Source organism: Mycobacterium sp. (genome assembly GCF_044370595.1).
Taxonomy (GTDB): domain Bacteria; phylum Actinomycetota; class Actinomycetes; order Mycobacteriales; family Mycobacteriaceae; genus Mycobacterium.
Window position 1 is genome coordinate 37,061 of record NZ_JBILVF010000007.1, and the last position, 16,565, is coordinate 53,625.

Sequence of the window (16,565 nt, forward strand, 5' to 3'; positions counted from 1 at the left end):
AAAGTCCTAGTCCGTCGAAGGGGACTGCGACAGCAGCCGCTCCACATATTTGGCGATGACGTCGACTTCCAGGTTCACCGGCGTGCCCACCGCAGCATGGCCCAGGTTGGTCGTCGCCAGCGTGGTGGGGATCAGGGAAACCTCGAACCAGTCCGCACCGATCGTCGACACCGTCAGTGACACACCGTCGACGGTGATCGACCCCTTCTCCACCACGTAGCGGGACAGCGCGGCGGGCAACGCGATCCGAACCACCTCCCAGTGCTGCGACGGGTTGCGGGAAATCACCGTCCCGGTGCCGTCGACGTGGCCCTGGACGATATGCCCGCCCAATCGGCTGTTCACCGCCGCCGCTCGCTCAAGATTCACAGCGCTGCCGGCCGACAGCGCCGCCAGGCTGGATCGTCTCAGCGTCTCGGCCATCACGTCGGCGGTGAACCGGCCGTCGGCAAGCAGGTCGACCACCGTCAGGCAGACCCCGTTGACGGCGATCGAATCGCCATGGCGCGCATCCCCGGTCACGACCGGCCCGCGGATGGTCAGCCGTGCGGAATCACCGAGGTCCTCGGTACCGACGACCTCGCCCAGTTCCTCCACGATGCCGGTGAACATGCGTCTAAATGTACGGGCTGATTCCGCGCCTAATCCAGCCACTTCTCGCCGTGGAACGCCGCGGCCGGGTTGTCGTTGAAGTTGCCGACCCGCCGGTAGCCGGAGGCCTCGTAGAACGCCTGGGCGTGCGGCTGACGGGAACCGGTGTCCAGCCGGGCGATGCGGTAGCCCAGCCCGCGGGCTACGTCCTCCAGGGCGGCCAGCAGCGCTCGTGCCACCCCGGATCGTCTGGCTTGCGGCACCACGTACATTCGCTTGATCTCGCAGGCGCCGTCCGGGAGACGTTTGAGGCCGCCGCCGCACACCGGGACGCCGTCGCGGTAGCCGACCAGGTACGTGCCACCGGGCGGCCCCAGTTCGGCCGGACCCGCCTTCGGCATGTCAGGCGCGTCGAGGTCGAGGCCCTCGTAGAGCTCCCTCATCTCGGCGACCATGGCAGCCACCAGCTCAGCCGCGTCGCCGGTCCCCGCCGGCACGGCCCGAAATTCCAGGTGGGCGTTCATGCGCCCAGTAATACCGACCGCGTCACAACGACACAACCCCCGCGTCGCGACCGCCGAGCGGCCCGGGCGACCCTCTACGATGCAGGCATGTCGACGTTGCGCCGAATGATTGCCGTTCTCACAGCCCTGATTGCTGCTGCGGTCTTCACCATCTCCGCCGCAGGCTGCTCCAAGAAGGCCACCGAGCCGCTGCCGGAGGCCGCCGGGCTGATTGAGCAGTCCGTGGCCGCGACCAAGGGCCTCAAAAGCGCCCATTTGGAGATCGCGGTGACCGGCAAGGTCGAGGGCCTGCCGATCAAGACACTGTCCGCGGATCTGACCAACGTGCCCAGCACCGCGGTGCAGGGCAACGCCAAGATCACCATGGGCGGCTCGGATATCGACGCCGATCTGGTGGTCGTCGACGGCACCCTCTACGCCGCGCTGACCCCGGACAACTGGCTGGACATGGGCCCGGCCGCCGACGTCTACGACCCGTCGGTGATCCTCAACCCCGACACCGGCCTGGCCAATATGCTGGCCGGTCTGGCCGAGGCCAAGGCCGAGAGCTTCGAGACCATCGGCGGGGTGCCGGCCGTCCGGATCACCGGGAAGGCCAGTCCTGATGCGGTCAACAAACTGATCCCCCAGTTGAAGGCCGGCGGCCCGCTTCCGGCGACGGTGTGGATCGAGAAGGACGCCCCCCACCAGTTGGTGCAGGCTCAGGTGGAGCAGAGCGCCGGTAACTCCGTGGCGCTGGCGCTGTCCGAGTGGGACAAGCCGGTCACCGTAACCAAGCCGGCGGTGTGATGCCGCCGGCTCACGCCAGCACCGGGACCACCGCCGTCGATTCCGAGCCGCGGGCCCGACGCAGCCGCCGGATCGCAATCGGCGCCGGCAGCCTTGCGGTCCTACTCGGGGCGCTCGACACCTACGTCGTCGTCACGATCATGGTCGACATCATGAAGTCGGTCGGTATTCCGATCAACAAGATCCAGCAGGTCACGCCCATCATCACCTGGTATCTGCTGGGCTATATCGCGGCGATGCCCCTGCTGGGCAGGCTCTCCGACCGCTTGGGCCGCAAGTTGGTGCTGCAGGCCAGCCTGGCTGGCTTCGCGCTCGGCTCGGTCATCACCGCACTGGCAGACGACCTCACGGTGCTGGTGATCGGCCGGTTCATTCAAGGCGTCGCCAGCGGCGCGCTACTGCCGGTAACCCTGGCCTTGGCCGCCGACCTGTGGTCGGCGCGCAACCGGGCGCAGGTGCTCGGTGGTATCGGAGCGGCGCAGGAACTCGGCAGCGTGCTCGGCCCGCTCTACGGCATCGGCGTGGTCTGGTTGCTCAATACCTGGCGCGACGTGTTCTGGATCAATGTGCCGCTGGCCCTCATCGCGATGGTGCTGATCCACTTCAGCCTGCCGGCCCACGAACGCAGCGCGGAACCGGAACGCGTCGACGTCGTCGGCGGTCTACTGCTGGCCCTGGCGTTGGGCCTGGCTGTCTGGGGGTTGTACAACCCCGCCCCGGACGGTAAGCAAATTCTGCCCAGTTACGGGGTGCCGCTGGTGGTCGGCGCCGTGGTGGCCGCGATCGCGTTCGCGCTGTGGGAGCGCTTCGCCCGCACCCGCCTCATCGAGCCCAGCGGAGTCAAGTTCGGCCCCTTTCTGTCCTCGCTGGGCACCTCGATGTGCGCCGGGGCGGCGCTGATGGTCACCCTGGTCAACGTCGAATTGTTCGGCCAGGGTGTTCTGGGCAGGGATCAGACCGGCGCGGCATTTCTGCTGTTGCACTTCCTGATCGCGCTGCCGGTCGGCGCCCTCGCCGGTGGCTGGCTGGCCACCCGGATCGGCGACCGGGCGGTGACGGTGGCGGGCATGCTCATCGCCGCGTTCGCTTACTGGCTGGTGTCTCACTGGGGAGTCGATGTGCTCTCCACCCGCCACCAGATCGGTCCGCTGTCGCTGCCGACCTTCGGTACCGATCTGGCCCTGGCCGGGTTCGGCCTCGGACTGGTGATCGGGCCGCTGACCTCGACTGCTCTTCGGGTCGTGCCGGCCGCCCAGCACGGTATCGCCTCCTCGCTGGTGGTGGTGGCCCGCATGACCGGGATGCTGATCGGTGTCGCCGCCTTGACTGCCTGGGGTCTGTACCGGTTCAACCAGATTCTGGCCACGCTGCCGAAGGCGGGCGGGGACAACCTGGCGGCCCGAGTCGCTGCTGAAGCGGAGCGTTACCGCACCGCGTTCGCCATGCAGTACGGCGCGATCTTCTACATCACGATGATCGTGTGTCTGGTCGGCGCGGCAATCGCTCTCTTTCTCGGTAGCCGCAGCGCGCAGGCCGTCGACGACGTTGACCTTGCGACCCAGCCCCGCCACGCGGCACGCCGTTGACCGCCCGCCGCCCAATTGGTGAAAGCCAACGGCGAGCAGCTCATCGGGTCGGTACCCTCGCCCCCATGCTGGGAACGACGTGCTGACCGCGGCGCTGCGCGACCTGCAGTGGCGCAAACGCCGATTCGTGATCGCCATCGTCGGCACCGGGTTGGTTTTCGCCATGACACTGGTTTTGACCGGACTCGCCAACGGATTCCGAGTTGAGGCCACCCGGACCGTGGATTCCCTGGGGCTGGACGGCTTTCTGGTCAAGTCCGGTGCCACCGGCCCGTTCCTGGGTTCGGCGGCGTTCCCCGCCACCAAGCTTCAGCTTCCCGGGGTCGAAACCACCGTCCCGCTGGTGTACGGCAGCGCCACCATGCCGGACAACAAGGGCTCTGCACGCAGTGTGAACGTGTTCGGCGCCCCGGAGAAGGGCCCCGGTATGCCGGCCGTGAAAGAGGGCCGTCCGCCGTCGGAGACACATGAGGCCGCGGTGTCTGACACCATGCGCAAACCCATCGGCGCCACCGTCGAGATCGGCTCGCGCAATCTGCAGATCGTGGGTCTGGTGGACGATTCGACTGCCCTCGCCGGGCAGGCCAATATCTTTCTCACCGTCAGCGGAGCCCAGACGCTGCTGTTCTCCGGCCAGTCGCTGATCTCGTCGATCGGCGTGGTCGGGTTGCCCGAGCGTGCGCCGAGCGGTTACCGGCTGGTCGGCCGAACCGGTGCCGTCGACGACCTGCTGCGCGCGCTGACCGGGGCCCGGCAGGCGATGAGCCTGATGGCCGGACTGCTGTGGGTGGTGGCCGGAATGATCGTGGGCTCGATGATCTACATGTCCGCGCTCGAACGTACCCGCGACTTCGCGGTGTTCAAGGCCGTCGGCGTCCCGACCCGCTCGATCATGGCGGGGCTGGCGATGCAGGCGATCATCGTGGCCGTGCTCTCAGCACTGCTGGGCGGAGTGCTGTCGGTGCTGCTGGGACCGCTGTTCCCGATGCGCGTCGACATTCCGACCATGGCCTTCGTCCTGCTCCCCGTCGTCGCGGTTACCATCGGGGTGCTCGCCAGCCTCGCCGGGTTGCGGCGCGCCGTCGTCGTTGACCCGGCAGTCGCATTCGGAGGACCCTGACGTGGCTGATCTTCGAATCAAGGACCTTGTGGTGGAATACGCCAGCGGCGAGGACACCGTTCGGCCCATCGACGGGTTGAGCCTCGACGTGGCGGAGGGATCGCTGGCAATCCTGTTGGGGCCCAGCGGGTGCGGGAAGACGACGCTGCTGTCCTGCCTGGGCGGCATCCTCAAGCCGACCGCCGGAAAGATCGAGTTCGGCGACATCGACTTGACCAGGCTCGACCCTAAGCGGCTGTCGGAATATCGGCGAAACACTGTCGGCATCGTCTTCCAGGCATTCAACCTGGTGCCCAGCCTGAATGCGATCGAGAACGTGATGGTGCCGCTTCGCGCTGCCGGCATCGGGCGTGAGGAGTCCCGGGACCGCGCCGCGGGACTGCTGTCCCGGGTCGGACTGGCCGCGCGGATGCACCACCGCCCCGGCGATATGAGCGGCGGGCAGCAGCAACGGGTGGCGGTGGCCCGCGCCATCGCCTTGGACCCTCCTCTGCTGATCGCCGACGAGCCGACCGCCCATCTGGACTACATCCAGGTCGAGGAGGTGCTTCGACTGATACGCGAACTGGCCTCCGGCGAGCGGGTGGTGGTGGTGGCCACCCATGACACCAGGATGCTGCCGCTGGCCGACCGGGTGGTGGAACTGGTGCCGAACATGTCCGCGACCGAACACGAGCCGGAGACGGTCGCGCTGCGTGCCGGCGAGACCCTCTTCGAACAGGGCACCATGGGTGATTCGATCTACATGGTTTCCGAGGGCGAGATCGAACTGGTCCGCGAATTGGCAAGCGGCGGTGAGGAAATTCTGAAAGTCGCAAAGGCCGGGGACTATTTCGGCGAGATGGGCCCGCTCTTCGCGCTGCCCCGCTCGGCCACCGCCCGGGCCGGCACCGACGCGACGGTCGTCGGCTACACCGTCCAGGCATTCCGGGAGATGCTCGGCGCCGGCGGCGGCTCCCGCGACATCATCGAGCACAAGTCTCTGCACTCCGGTAAGTCCTGAGCGCGTCAGCCGTCCGGGATCAGGCTCAGCAGAAGGTCCGGACCGATCTGCTCGACGCCGTCGTACCTCCAGCGTAAGGCGTTGGCGATGCTGGCCACCCCGACGTCGTCAACCGCCGTCACCGGTCCGCCGAGCAGGATCGGGGCGACGTAGGCCAGGATGCGGTGCACCACCCCGGCGCGCAGGAAAGCCCCGGCCAGGGTCGGGCCGCCCTCGAGCAGGACATCGGTGCGCTCGGCTAGGGCGTGGATGACTTCGTGGGGGTCCCGGGTGCGCAGCATGACGGTGGGCGAATCGGCATTGCGCACATTGGATTCCGGCGGAACCTCACGCTGGCCGACGACCACCCGCAGTGGCTGCTGGGGTGCCGGTTCCCCGCCCGCAAGCCGGGCCGTCAGCGTCGGGTTGTCTGCGAACACCGTCCCGGTGCCGACGACGATGGCATCCGCTGCAGCCCTGCGCCGGTGCAGATCCAGGCGAGCAGCCGCACTGGTGATCCACTTCGAGGAACCATCCGCCGCAGCGCTGCGCCCGTCGACGCTGGAGGCGAATTTCCAGGTGACGTGCGGCAGACCGGTCTGCTGTTTGTGCAGCCACTCCCGCAACACTCCGCCGGCCACCTCCCCGGCGTGCAGTCCCGCAGTCACGGCGACCCCGGCGGCGTGCAGACGGCGTGCTCCCCCGGCGGCGATCGGATTCGGATCGGCCACCGCGTACACCACGGCCGCCACCCCGGCGCCCAACAGGGCGTCGACACACGGCGGGGTGCGCCCATGGTGGTTGCACGGCTCGAGGGTGACCACGGCGGTCCCGCCGGCGGCCCGGTCGCCGGCCGCCCGCAACGCCACCAACTCGGCGTGGGCTCCCCCGGCAGGTTCGGTCGCTCCCACTGCGGCGATATCGCCCTCGGGGGTCAGAATCACAGCTCCCACCGGGGGGTTGGGATAGGTGCCGCCCTTCACCGTCTGCGCCTGCTCGACCGCCAGTGCCATGGCAGCGGCGATCTGCGCCGGTGCGGTCATACCCGCAGATGCGGTGAAGCCGCACCGGCCTGACGGCGCAGTGCCTCCACCGCGGCGGCAGGGTCGCCGGCGCCGTAGACCGACGAACCCGCCACAAAACAGTCCACCCCGGCCTCGGCGGCCTGCTCGATGGTGTCGGCGTTGATGCCGCCGTCGATCTCGATGAGGATCGTCAGTTCGCCGGTGTCGACGAGTCGCCGAGCCGTGGCGACCTTCGAGAGCACCTCCGGGATGAAGCTCTGCCCACCGAAACCCGGCTCCACCGACATCACCAGCAAGGTGTCGAAGTCACGCAGAACCTCCAGATAGGGCTCCAGCGGAGTGCCGGGTTTGATCGACAGGCCCGCCTTGGCACCGGCGGCGCGGATGTCGCGGGCCACCGCGATGGGGTTGTCGGTGGCTTCGGCGTGGAAGGTGACGTTGTACGCGCCGGCTTCGGCGTAACCGGGCGCCCAGCGGCCGGGATCGTCGATCATCAGGTGGCAGTCCATCGGAATGTCGGTGACCCGCAGCAGGCTTTCCACCACGGGCAGGCCGAGGGTCAGATTGGGTACGAAGTGGGCGTCCATCACATCGACGTGCACCCAGTCCGCGCCTTCGATGGCCGCGACCTCCTCGGCAAGGCGGGCGAAGTCGGCGGACAGGATCGACGGGGCGATCATCGGCCTGGTCGGTGTTGCCATGGCTGTCACTGTAAAGCCTCGTGATGATTCGCCCCATGCGCCGCAACCAGTTCTGGAACCATCTATCCATGGACTTGTCCATCGTGATACCGGCTTACAACGAGGAGCGACGTCTGACGCCGACCCTGGTGGGCTGGTCGGTCTGGATGGACGGGTTCGACGGGTCGGTGGAACTGGTGGTGTCCGACGACGGCAGCCGCGACGGCACCGCGGATCTGGTGGAAGCCGCTGCGGCGCGCAACCCGCGCATCAGGCTCAACCGGCTGCCGCAAAACCAGGGCAAAGGCGGGGCCGTACGCTCCGGAATGCTCGCCGCCGCCGGCGACTACCGGTTCTACGTCGACGCCGACATGAACATCGCCCCGTCGCACGTCGAGCCCGCCTTGGCGATGCTGCGTGCCGGCGTGGCCGACGTGGTGACCGGAAAGCGCAGCCTGACCGCCTACGCCGAGACCGAGCGCAGCGTATCCCGGCTGGCGGCCGGCGCAGCGGTGCAGGCGACCCGCCGTAGCCTGCTGCTGCCGGTCATCCGCGACACCCAATGCGGATTCAAGGGTTTCACGGCGACCTGGGCGCGGAAGGTCTTCGCTAAGACCACGGTCGACGGATTCGCCTTCGATGTCGAGGTGCTCTTTCTGGCCCGGCGGATGGGAGCCCGCATCGTCGAGATGCCGGTCGAGGTCGATTTCCGGGATGAGTCGACCTTCGATGTCTCGCGGCACCTCAAGCCGTTCCTCGGCGACATCTGGCAAGTCCGAAAGAACGCCTGGCGCGGCCGCTACTCCTGAGCTTGGTGCTATCGATCCTTACGCAGCGCGGCGGCGAACATCGCGTCGGTGCCGTGCCGGTGCGGCCACAACTGCACGTGCGGACCGACGCCGAGAGTATCGGCCGGGCTGAACAGGGGGCGGGTGTCCAGCGCGGTCACCGGATGCCGCCGCAACGCGTCGGACACCACTCCGAGGGTCTCGGCCAGATGCGGAGAGCAGGTCGCATACAACACCACCCCGCCCGGGCGGGTCAGCCTGATCGCGGCGGCCAGTAGTTCGCGCTGCAGTTTGGTCAGTGCCGGCACGTCAGCCGGGGTTCGGCGCCAGCGGGCTTCCGGCCTGCGCCGCAACGCACCCAGGCCGGTGCACGGCGCGTCGACGAGTACCCGATCGAAAGACTCTGCGGGAAGGCTGGATTCGCGACCATCTGCCCGCAGCACCTGCACCGGCAGGCCGGCGGTGTTCCGCTCGACCAGTTCGGCACGGCGTGGATTCGGCTCGACCGCGACGACAGTGGCATCCCGTTGAGCGGCGATGGCCGCGATGAGTGCAGTCTTGCCGCCGGGGCCGGCGCACAGATCCAGCCAGCGGCCGCCGTCCTCGCCGCTCACCGGCGCCGTGGTGAGCGCCCGGGCCACCAGTTGGCTGCCCTCGTCCTGGACGAGGGCCTGCCCGTCGCGCACCGCGGCCAGTTGCCCGGGGTCACCGCCGCTGAGATACACCGCGTAGGGCGAGTAGCGGCCCACCTGCCCGCCCGCCGACTCGGCTAGCGCCGCGGCGGTCAGCACCCCGGGCCGGGCGGCGAGGTGCACGCCGGGGCGGGCGTCGTCGGCGGCCAGGGCGGCGTCGAGTTCACCGGCGTCGGCACCGAGCGCGTCGGCGAAGGCCTGCGCGATCCACCGGGGGTGGGCGTGCACGAGTGCGGCGTGACCCACGGGGTCGCTCGCAGCCGGCGGCGCCAGTTCGGCAACCCAGGAATCCTCGTCTCGGCGGGCAATTGCCCGCAGCACCGCATTGACGAATCCGGCACGGGCCGAATCGAATTCGACTCCCGCCTGTTCCACGGTCGTCGACACCGCGGCATGCTCGGCGACATTGGTCCGCAACAGCTGATAGGCGCCCAGCCGCAGCAGATCCAGCAGCACAGGGTCGATCTCGTCCACCGATCGACCGGCTGCGGCGGCGATAACCGCGTCGAGCAAGCCGCGGCAGCGGCAGGTGCCGTAGGTCAGTTCGGTCGCGAATGCGGCGTCCCGGCCCGTGATCCCACGTTCGGCCAGCAGCGCGGGCAGCGCCAGGTTGGCGTAGGCGTCCCGCTCGGTGACCGCCCGCAACACGTCAAACGCGGCCCGCCGCGCCGGGTCGAGTTCAGACCGCGGCGGACGCCGTCGACCCTGCGGCGCGGGTGCCGCCCGCGGCCGGGACCGGTCCTGTCCGCGACCTGCGCTGCCGGCGGGGGGAGGCTTGCTCATAAGGCACGCACCTGGTCCGGTAGCCGCGCACCGCGAGCCCAGTCCGCAGCCGCCATCGCTTTTTTCCCGGGCGGTTGGACCTGATTCAGCACAATCGGCTGCGAACCGGTACCCACCCGAATCGAGGTCCGCCCTATGTGGAGTACCCCGGGCGCCAGCGGATCGGGATCGGGGGCGATGCTGACCGGGCCGAGTTTGACGCGCATATCGCCGATCATCGTCCAGGCACCCGGTGCGGGGGTGTTAGCCCGGATTCGGCGTTCGATGACCTGCGCCGGTAAATCCCAGCGCACCCGGGCCTGCTCGACGGTGATTTTCGGTGCCGCACTGACGCCGTCGCCGGACTGCGGAACAGCGTTCAGCGACCCATCGGCGATGCCGTCCATGGTGGCCTCCAACAGGCCTGCACCTGCCATCGCCAGCCGCTCAAGGAGGGTGGCCGCAGTGTCGGAGGGGCGGATGCTCTCGGTCAGCACCCCGAAGACCGGTCCGGAGTCCAGCGCGGGTTCGATACGGAAAGTCGTTGCGCCGGTGACGGTGTCACCGGCAGCGATCGCCGCCTGAACGGGCGCAGCGCCGCGCCACGCCGGCAGCAGGGAGAAGTGCAGGTTCACCCAGCCATGCGGCGGGACGGACAGCAGTTGGGGGCTCAACAACGCCCCGTAGGCCACCACCGCGGCGCAGTCCGGGGCAAGTTCCGCCAGTTCGGCGACGAACTCGGTGGAATTGGGACGGGCGGGCCGCAACACCGGGATGCCGGCCTCAAGGGCGAGTTGCGCCACCGGGGAGGGCGCCGGCTTACCCCGCCGGCCGGCCGCGGCGTCGGGTCGGGTGAGCACGGCGATCACGTCATGGCGCGGCGAGTCGATCAGACGCCGCAGGGATGGCAGCGCCGGAGCGGGGGTTCCGGCGAAGACGATTCGCATCAGCTACCCGCCAACAGGTTCACTGGGCCAACCGGTCACTGGGCCAACCGGTTCACCGGCCACCCGATTCACTGGGCCACCACGGTTCACCGGGCCACCTGATAGAACTCGCGCTCCTGAACACCGGCCATCCCAGCGACGAACATCCACGGGATGGTGCTGCGCAACCGGTTCACGCTGGCCGCGGCGTCGTTGTAGTACTGCCGGGCGAAGGCGAGCTTGTCCTCGGTGTCGGCGAGATTCTGCTGCAGGTTGAGGAAGTTTGTGGAGGAATTCAGCTGCGGGTAGGTCTGCCCGAGGGCCAGCACCTGACCAACCGCCGAGTCGAACTGCTGTTCCGCCGAACTGCGCCGGGCGACCGACTTCCCGGCAGTGGCCGCGGTCAGGGCGGCTTGCGCGTCAGCGATATGACTCAGCACCGACTTCTCGTGAGCGGCATATCCGCCGACGGTGTTGACCAGGCTCGGAATTAGGGCGGCCCGGCGGCTGAGTTGGACGTCGATCCCGCCGAGTGCCTCGTCGGCTCGCACGTCGGCGGCGCGAAGTTTGTTGTATCCCAGGACGAAACCACTCAGTACCGCGACCGCAAGCAGCAGCGCCAGGATCAACACCCAGGTCACCATGAACCGCCTCCTCCACCTCCGCCGCCGCCGCCACCGCCACCTCCGCCGCCGCCGCTGCTGCTCGACGATGAGGACTGGGAGGCGGTGTAGGCGCCGATGGACGACGACAATGCCGAATCGAAGCTGTCGAAACTAGCACCCCCGGAGGATGAGGACGTCCAGTTGCCGCGCGATGACGACTGGTACCACCCGGGGTCGGGCGGCGGCTGTCCGGTGGCCGCCTGGTACTTCGCCGCCCACAGCGCGGCCGCGCCACCGGCCACCGCAAAGGGGATGTAGGCGGTGTAGAGGTCCTTACGGGCGGAGAAGTCGAAGCGCGACTCCGCAGAGTCGGTGGCCAGCATGCGATGGAATCCGCCGGCCTCCGACCAGAGTTTGCGACCGGCGGCGGTTCGACGGACCCCGACCCCGGACTTCCAGGCAGCCGCCGAAAACAAGAAAAAAACCGCAAACGGTAGGCCCCACAGAGTGATTGGGAAAAACCACCGGACAAAACCACCCACGGCCAGGGTCAGCGCGGCGATGTTGAACAACCGCAGCAGCAGTTCCTTACGGCGTTTGACGACCAACCCGCCATCCGTGGCCCACTGTTTGACGGCAGTGGTCATGTCCTGTCTGGCCTGGCTGAGTTTGCGCCCTGCCGACACGCTGCCGTTGGCATGGAACACCTCCCCGGGATAGGTCAGGTCCAGGGCGGACCCCACGGCCACGCTCACCGGGTCGACGTCGGCCCAGGTACCTGTCTCGCCGACGCTGCGCACCGTCCACTTTTCGGGGCTGTCCTGGTGCAGCGAGAGCAGCCGTCGGTCGGCGAGGTAGAACAACGTCGCGGTCAGGCCGTGCGTGGGGACCTCCTCGGTTCGGATGTACTCGGACTGAACCGGCCCGAGCCCTTCGGGAGGCGCGAACTGCAACGGGAAGCCCGGTGAGGGTTCGACCGTGGTGCGCCACCACAGCACGGCGCCGAGTCCGGCGGCCGCGGTCAGGCCGAGCAGCCACAGCGCCACCGGCACCGAGCGGCCGAGGACGGGGTCCCAGCGCGCCGACCACGGCAGTGTTGCGCGCGGCGGGGTCGGAACGTCCACGCCGGCGCGGACGGTCACCGGGGTGCCCGGCGGCAGGTCGGCGGCCGATATCCGCACGGTATTGCCGTCGACCGACAGGCCGGGGCAGAGTTGTCCCACGCCGGTGCCGATCGAGCACTGCGCTCCCGGCACGGCGCCGGGCAAAGTGACGCTGATGTCAGCCTGATCGATGCGGTTGTTCCAGCGGGCAATCACATTCCAGAAGAAAGCCGACGGGGTCTCGCGGGCGCTCTCGCCGATGCCGGAGGCGAAGGTTTTGGTGTCACCGGTCCGGCCCGGATCCAGCACGCCGGGAACGGTGTAGCGGATGCGGTAGACATGGCTGCCCGGGATCAGATAGCTGGCCGGATCGCCGATCTTGGCGACGACAATTCGGCCTTCTTCCCGGGTCAGCAGTTCGTAGGGCACCAACTGCCCGTCCAGCGAGATGTCGATGATGTCCGGTATCTGCCGGATACGGGTGTCGTTGGGGTTGCTGATGTCCCAGAACCGGAAGATACCGTGACGGCCACTGGGAAACTCGGCGGTCACCGTCTCGGTTGCCTGCATCAGCCCGGCGCGGTCGACGGTGAAGTCGGCGCGCAGTGAAGTGATGGTGACCGGGTCGTCGACCGGCGCACCCTGGGATCCACCGGCGAACAGCGCCGGCCACAGCAGCCCGAGAGCGACGAGGAAGACCGGGAGAATCCGCGCGAGCATGCGCCCGAACCTTCTCATCAGACCTCCCACCCCGCGTACAGACCCGGTGCTGTGAGCCTAAGCCGATGCATCATCCGATGTGCAATGGGTCGATCTGCACCCGAACCGCCTCATGGTCGTGCCGGGCGCTGTGCACGGCGGTCGCGTCGCGCAGCGCGCCGGCCAGGACCAGACCCTCGTCGCGGGGCACCCTGATGAGCATCCGGATGGCGGGGTCGCTGGCCGCGGTGGCCGGTGGGCGGCGCACTCCGGGCGGCAGGTCCACCGGGCCGAGCACCTCGGCGTTTTCGGGCAGGGCGGCCTGGGCGATCAGCGCGGCGACGGCATCGGAGGCCCCGTCGACGGCTGCCATGTGCACCGCGGGCGGAAGACCGACGGCGCTGCGCCCGGAGAGTTCAGCTTCGGCATGGCCCACCGGATCCCATTTGATGAGAGCCTGCACGGTGGGGATGCTCGATTCGGCCACCACGGCGACCACGCCGCCCTCGGCGCGGCAGTGCACCTGGGCGGCAGCGGCCATCCAGCGGCGCAACGCATCCTCGCCGGCCCGGAGGTCTTGACGGCCGAGCAGCGACCACCCGTCGAGCAGCAGCGCCGCCCCATACCCGGCGGGTGCTCGCGGCTCGGCACCCGGGGTGGCCACCACCAGAGCCGGGCCGGGGCCGATTTCGTCGTGAACCGAGTCGCCCGCGGAGGTGATCACCGGTGTGCCGGGGAAGGCCCGGCCCAACTCTTCGGCGGTGCGTCGGGCTCCGACGACGACGGCGCGGATCGCGTCGGCGCCGCAGCGTCGGCACCGTAGCGCCGCGTCGATCCGGGCGCACCACCGGCAGACCGCACCGTCAGCGTTGCGGTCCGACAGCGATAGCGGTCCCATACAGTGCCGGCATCGCGCGATGGTGCGGCACCGGGCACATGCCACCGACGGCAGGTAGCCGCGGCGCGGTACCTGGACGAGTACGGGGGTGTCACGCTCCAACGCCGAGCGAGCAGCACGCATTGCCATCGACGGTAGCCGCGCGGTGCGTGCGGCCGGATCCCGCTCCTGGGCATGTCCGCCGTCTTCGAGGGCCATCACCCGCGGAGCCCGCGCCCGCACCACCGGGCGGGGCGCCACCAGGTCGTGAGCCCACCCGCCCGACACCAGGGCCTGACCCTCCGCGGTCCGGGCGTATCCCCCGATAACTGCGCCGCAGCGCACCTGATGCGCCCGCAGCATGGCCACCTCACGGGCGTGCGGGTAGGGGGCGCGGGGTTCGGCGAGGGTGTCGTCGCCGTCGTCCCACACCATCACCAGGCCGAGTCGGTCCACCGGGGCGAATACCGCGCTGCGGGTTCCGATCACCAGCCGGGCTTGCCCCCGCAGCACCGACAGCCAGCGCCGGTACCGGGCCGAGGGGCCCAGCCCGGCAGCCAGTGCCACAACAGCGGACTCGTCGATAAGCCCCACCGCAGCCCGCGACAGCGCGTCGACATCGCGTTGGTCGGGCACGACCACGAGCACCCCATGCCCACCGGTAATCGCTGCCGCAGCCGCTTCGGCGAGTCGCATACACCAGTTCTCCCCGGGAAGCGCCTGCCACACCGCGCGGGCGGCGCGGCCATCGCGCAGCGCATCCAGGAAGGCCTCACCCCAGCCGTACCGGGCCCAGCCCGCCGGGTCGACAGGGGTGACCACCGGCAGCAACGGGACAGCAGGTGGAGCCTTCTCGGCCCCGGCATGCCGGGGCGGGATGGCCAGTCGCAACACGTCCGGACGGGTACCGGCGTAGCGGGCCGCAACCGCGTCGACCAATCGGCGAACCTCGGAAGTCAGGACCGGTTGCGCGGAGATGACCCGGTCCAGCCAGCCCAGCTGGCCCACATGGTCGGTATCGGAGCGACGCTCCAGCAGGAACGCATCGACGAGCCGACCGTGGAAGCGGACCCGGACGCGAACGCCGGGCTGGGCGTCGTCGGACAACTCCGCAGGCACCAGGTAGTCGAACTCCCGGTCCAGGTGCGGCACCGAGAGCATGGGCAGCACCCGGGCGATTGGTTCGTGTTCGGCAGCCCGCCGGCCCGCTGTGCTCACCTGCTCCCGCCCGATGTGTTTACCGCTTCTTACGCGCCCCGCGGCGCTCGGCGTCCTCGAAGACTATCGACGGCGCTGCTGCCACACCGGCGGACCGCTTGCGGGCGCTGTAACTGGCCACGGCATCCCAGGCGCCGCCCACGGCGTCGCCGTCAGCGTCGTAGGTCAGGGACTTGCCAGGGGCGAAGCCGAGATTTGTGCCGACCTCAACGGCGTCCATGTTGGCGCCCAGGAACACGAAGTCCCAGCCGTACACCGATTCCTGCTGCGCGATCAGGGCCCGCACCGCATCACCAGTCCACTCGCGGCTGGCGTTCTCGTGCCCGTCGGTCATCACCAGTACCGTGACCGCTGCGGGCCGATCCTCTTCGGGCAGTGCAGCCAGGCCTGCACCCACCTCGGTGATGAACCGCCCGATCGCGTCGAGCAGGGCGGTCATCCCCCGTGGCTCCAGGCTCAACGCCGGCACCGCGGCGATGGGCCGGTCGGTGTAGACGACGTCGTAGCGATCGTCGAACTGCGCCAGTGTCACCAAGGTGGTGCCGGGCTGTCCGGTCTCCTTGGCGATGAACGAGTCGAAACCGCCGCGCATGTCGCCGGCGATGTCCTGCATCGACCCGGACCGGTCCAGCAGTGCGGCGATCAGAGTCTTGGTGTTGTCGGTCAATTCAATTCCCCCGTAGGTTGTCGTTGTCTCGACGCTATCCGGGGTGTCTGACAAAAACCGTCAGCCGGCCGAAGTCGCTGGTCGGACAGCCCGAGAGTCGCCGTTGCGGCCGAAAAACAGCCCGGCGGTGATCAGAACCACGGCGGCGGCGTATGCCCACCAGATCGGTAGTTCCAAAGCCTCGGATTCCAGGATGAAACGGCCCACCCCGATCATGCCGTCGGACACCGCGAAGAGCAGTGCACCGACCGCCGTCCATACCGTCGGCAGCTGCGCCAGCAGCGCCATCGAAACCATCGCGGCCAGCACCGACATATAGGTGATGACCGGGACCGTCATGCCCTCGGTCACCAATGTGGGCCAGAACCGGATCAGCATGCCGATGAACCCGATCCCGAGCGCCCCGATCAGCAGCAGCTTCCCCCAGCCGGGTCTGCTTCGCAGCGGCCACAGCGCACCGACGAAGCACAGATGTGCCAGCAGAAATGAACCCAGCCCGCAGACGAACGCCGGCTTCCACCACGGGATGGCCAGAAAGAAGTCGCCCGCCGCAGATAGCAGCAGGGCGGCGACCAGCCAGCGCCGCTCCCGCGCTATCGGGTGAAACAGGGCTGCGACAGCCAGTAGAACAGCCATCGACGCCTTGACCGCAGGTTGGGCGTAGAACTGACCGGTGAGATTGGCCCCGGCCGGAAGGCGGAGCGCGGTGACCACCAGGAACAGCCCGTATCCGACCGCGGCCAGCGCACCGGCGGCCCACCACGCTCGCACCGCTCGAGGGGTCCCTGCGTACCGTGGACCCATGGCCGAATCCGCCGATAAACCACCGATTGACGCCATCTTGCAGAAGGTACTGGAAGCCGTGCCGTTCACCTTGATCAGCGGCGGCGGTGTCGATGAATCGCGGCGCCGGCTACGTGACTTGCCCCGC

16 protein-coding genes and 1 pseudogene are annotated in these 16,565 nt (G+C 68.9%); 6 read left to right on the forward strand and 11 right to left on the reverse strand.

Features of this window, described 5'->3' with window-relative positions; translation table 11 throughout:
* Positions 1-6: 6 nt before the first annotated feature.
* Together ADBZ5N_RS02080 and ADBZ5N_RS02085 are read right to left on the reverse strand one after the other, a co-directional pair.
* The gene (locus tag ADBZ5N_RS02080) at positions 7-612 is read right to left on the reverse strand and encodes a riboflavin synthase (protein WP_526255830.1); all 606 of its coding nucleotides are present in this window, start codon (positions 610-612) and stop codon (positions 7-9) included.
* Positions 613-641: 29 nt separating this feature from the next.
* On the reverse strand, positions 642-1,115 hold the full coding sequence (locus tag ADBZ5N_RS02085) for a GNAT family N-acetyltransferase (RefSeq protein WP_526255831.1): 474 nt from the start codon (positions 1,113-1,115) through the stop codon (positions 642-644).
* 87 nt (positions 1,116-1,202) lie between these two features.
* Here ADBZ5N_RS02085 and ADBZ5N_RS02090 point away from each other — a divergent pair, with 87 nt between their 5' ends.
* From ADBZ5N_RS02090 to ADBZ5N_RS02105, 4 genes are all read left to right on the forward strand, one after another.
* Entirely contained in the window at positions 1,203-1,904 is a 702-nt protein-coding gene (locus ADBZ5N_RS02090) for an LppX_LprAFG lipoprotein (RefSeq protein WP_526255832.1), read from the forward strand.
* Positions 1,904-3,490, forward strand: a complete 1,587-nt coding sequence (locus ADBZ5N_RS02095) for an MFS transporter (RefSeq protein ID WP_526255846.1) — start codon at positions 1,904-1,906, stop codon at positions 3,488-3,490. Before ADBZ5N_RS02090 ends, ADBZ5N_RS02095 begins: the two co-directional genes overlap by 1 nt.
* Positions 3,491-3,569: 79 nt before the next feature.
* A complete protein-coding gene (locus tag ADBZ5N_RS02100; RefSeq protein ID WP_526255833.1) occupies positions 3,570-4,610 on the forward strand; it encodes an ABC transporter permease in 1,041 nt (346 codons plus the stop codon).
* 1 nt (position 4,611) lies between these two features.
* Entirely contained in the window at positions 4,612-5,613 is a 1,002-nt protein-coding gene (locus ADBZ5N_RS02105; protein ID WP_526255834.1) for an ABC transporter ATP-binding protein, read from the forward strand.
* 5 nt (positions 5,614-5,618) lie between these two features.
* On the opposite strand, the gene ribD is transcribed toward ADBZ5N_RS02105, so the two are convergent.
* Both ribD and rpe read right to left on the reverse strand, forming a co-directional pair.
* Positions 5,619-6,635, reverse strand: coding sequence for a bifunctional diaminohydroxyphosphoribosylaminopyrimidine deaminase/5-amino-6-(5-phosphoribosylamino)uracil reductase RibD (gene ribD / locus ADBZ5N_RS02110; RefSeq protein ID WP_526255835.1), 1,017 nt, complete (start codon positions 6,633-6,635; stop codon positions 5,619-5,621).
* On the reverse strand, positions 6,632-7,318 hold the full coding sequence (gene rpe, locus ADBZ5N_RS02115; RefSeq protein ID WP_526255836.1) for a ribulose-phosphate 3-epimerase: 687 nt from the start codon (positions 7,316-7,318) through the stop codon (positions 6,632-6,634). Before rpe ends, ribD begins: the two co-directional genes overlap by 4 nt.
* Before the next feature lie 23 nt (positions 7,319-7,341).
* On the opposite strand from rpe, the gene ADBZ5N_RS02120 reads away from it, so the two are divergent.
* Positions 7,342-8,106, forward strand: coding sequence for a glycosyltransferase (locus ADBZ5N_RS02120; protein WP_526255837.1), 765 nt, complete (start codon positions 7,342-7,344; stop codon positions 8,104-8,106).
* Positions 8,107-8,114: 8 nt separating this feature from the next.
* On the opposite strand, the gene ADBZ5N_RS02125 is transcribed toward ADBZ5N_RS02120, so the two are convergent.
* The 7 genes from ADBZ5N_RS02125 to ADBZ5N_RS02155 all read right to left on the reverse strand — a co-directional run bounded on the left by ADBZ5N_RS02125 (position 8,115) and on the right by ADBZ5N_RS02155 (position 16,474).
* Positions 8,115-9,560: a transcription antitermination factor NusB gene (locus ADBZ5N_RS02125; protein ID WP_526255838.1), complete on the reverse strand. Its 1,446-nt coding sequence runs from the start codon at positions 9,558-9,560 to the stop codon at positions 8,115-8,117.
* Positions 9,557-10,486 (reverse strand): methionyl-tRNA formyltransferase, encoded by a 930-nt coding sequence (gene fmt / locus ADBZ5N_RS02130; RefSeq protein WP_526255839.1) that lies wholly within the window; start codon positions 10,484-10,486, stop codon positions 9,557-9,559. Before fmt ends, ADBZ5N_RS02125 begins: the two co-directional genes overlap by 4 nt.
* 86 nt (positions 10,487-10,572) lie before the next feature.
* On the reverse strand, positions 10,573-11,109 hold the full coding sequence (locus ADBZ5N_RS02135) for a LemA family protein (protein ID WP_526255840.1): 537 nt from the start codon (positions 11,107-11,109) through the stop codon (positions 10,573-10,575).
* A complete protein-coding gene (locus tag ADBZ5N_RS02140) occupies positions 11,103-12,911 on the reverse strand; it encodes a DUF2207 family protein (protein WP_526255841.1) in 1,809 nt (602 codons plus the stop codon). Before ADBZ5N_RS02140 ends, ADBZ5N_RS02135 begins: the two co-directional genes overlap by 7 nt.
* Positions 12,912-12,963: 52 nt before the next feature.
* Positions 12,964-14,910 carry a primosomal protein N' gene (locus ADBZ5N_RS02145; protein ID WP_526255847.1) on the reverse strand — a complete coding sequence of 649 codons (1,947 nt, stop codon included), beginning with the start codon at positions 14,908-14,910 and terminating at the stop codon, positions 12,964-12,966.
* A 76-nt stretch (positions 14,911-14,986) separates the two neighbouring features.
* Positions 14,987-15,634, reverse strand: coding sequence for a VWA domain-containing protein (locus tag ADBZ5N_RS02150; RefSeq protein ID WP_526255842.1), 648 nt, complete (start codon positions 15,632-15,634; stop codon positions 14,987-14,989).
* Positions 15,635-15,694: 60 nt separating this feature from the next.
* Complete coding sequence (locus ADBZ5N_RS02155; RefSeq protein WP_526255843.1) at positions 15,695-16,474, reverse strand: lysoplasmalogenase family protein; 780 nt, start codon at positions 16,472-16,474, stop codon at positions 15,695-15,697.
* On the opposite strand from ADBZ5N_RS02155, the pseudogene ADBZ5N_RS02160 reads away from it, so the two are divergent.
* A pseudogene (locus ADBZ5N_RS02160) lies at positions 16,437-16,565 on the forward strand (alpha/beta hydrolase); the annotation flags it as partial. The gene ADBZ5N_RS02155 and the pseudogene ADBZ5N_RS02160 sit on opposite strands and share 38 nt — an antisense overlap.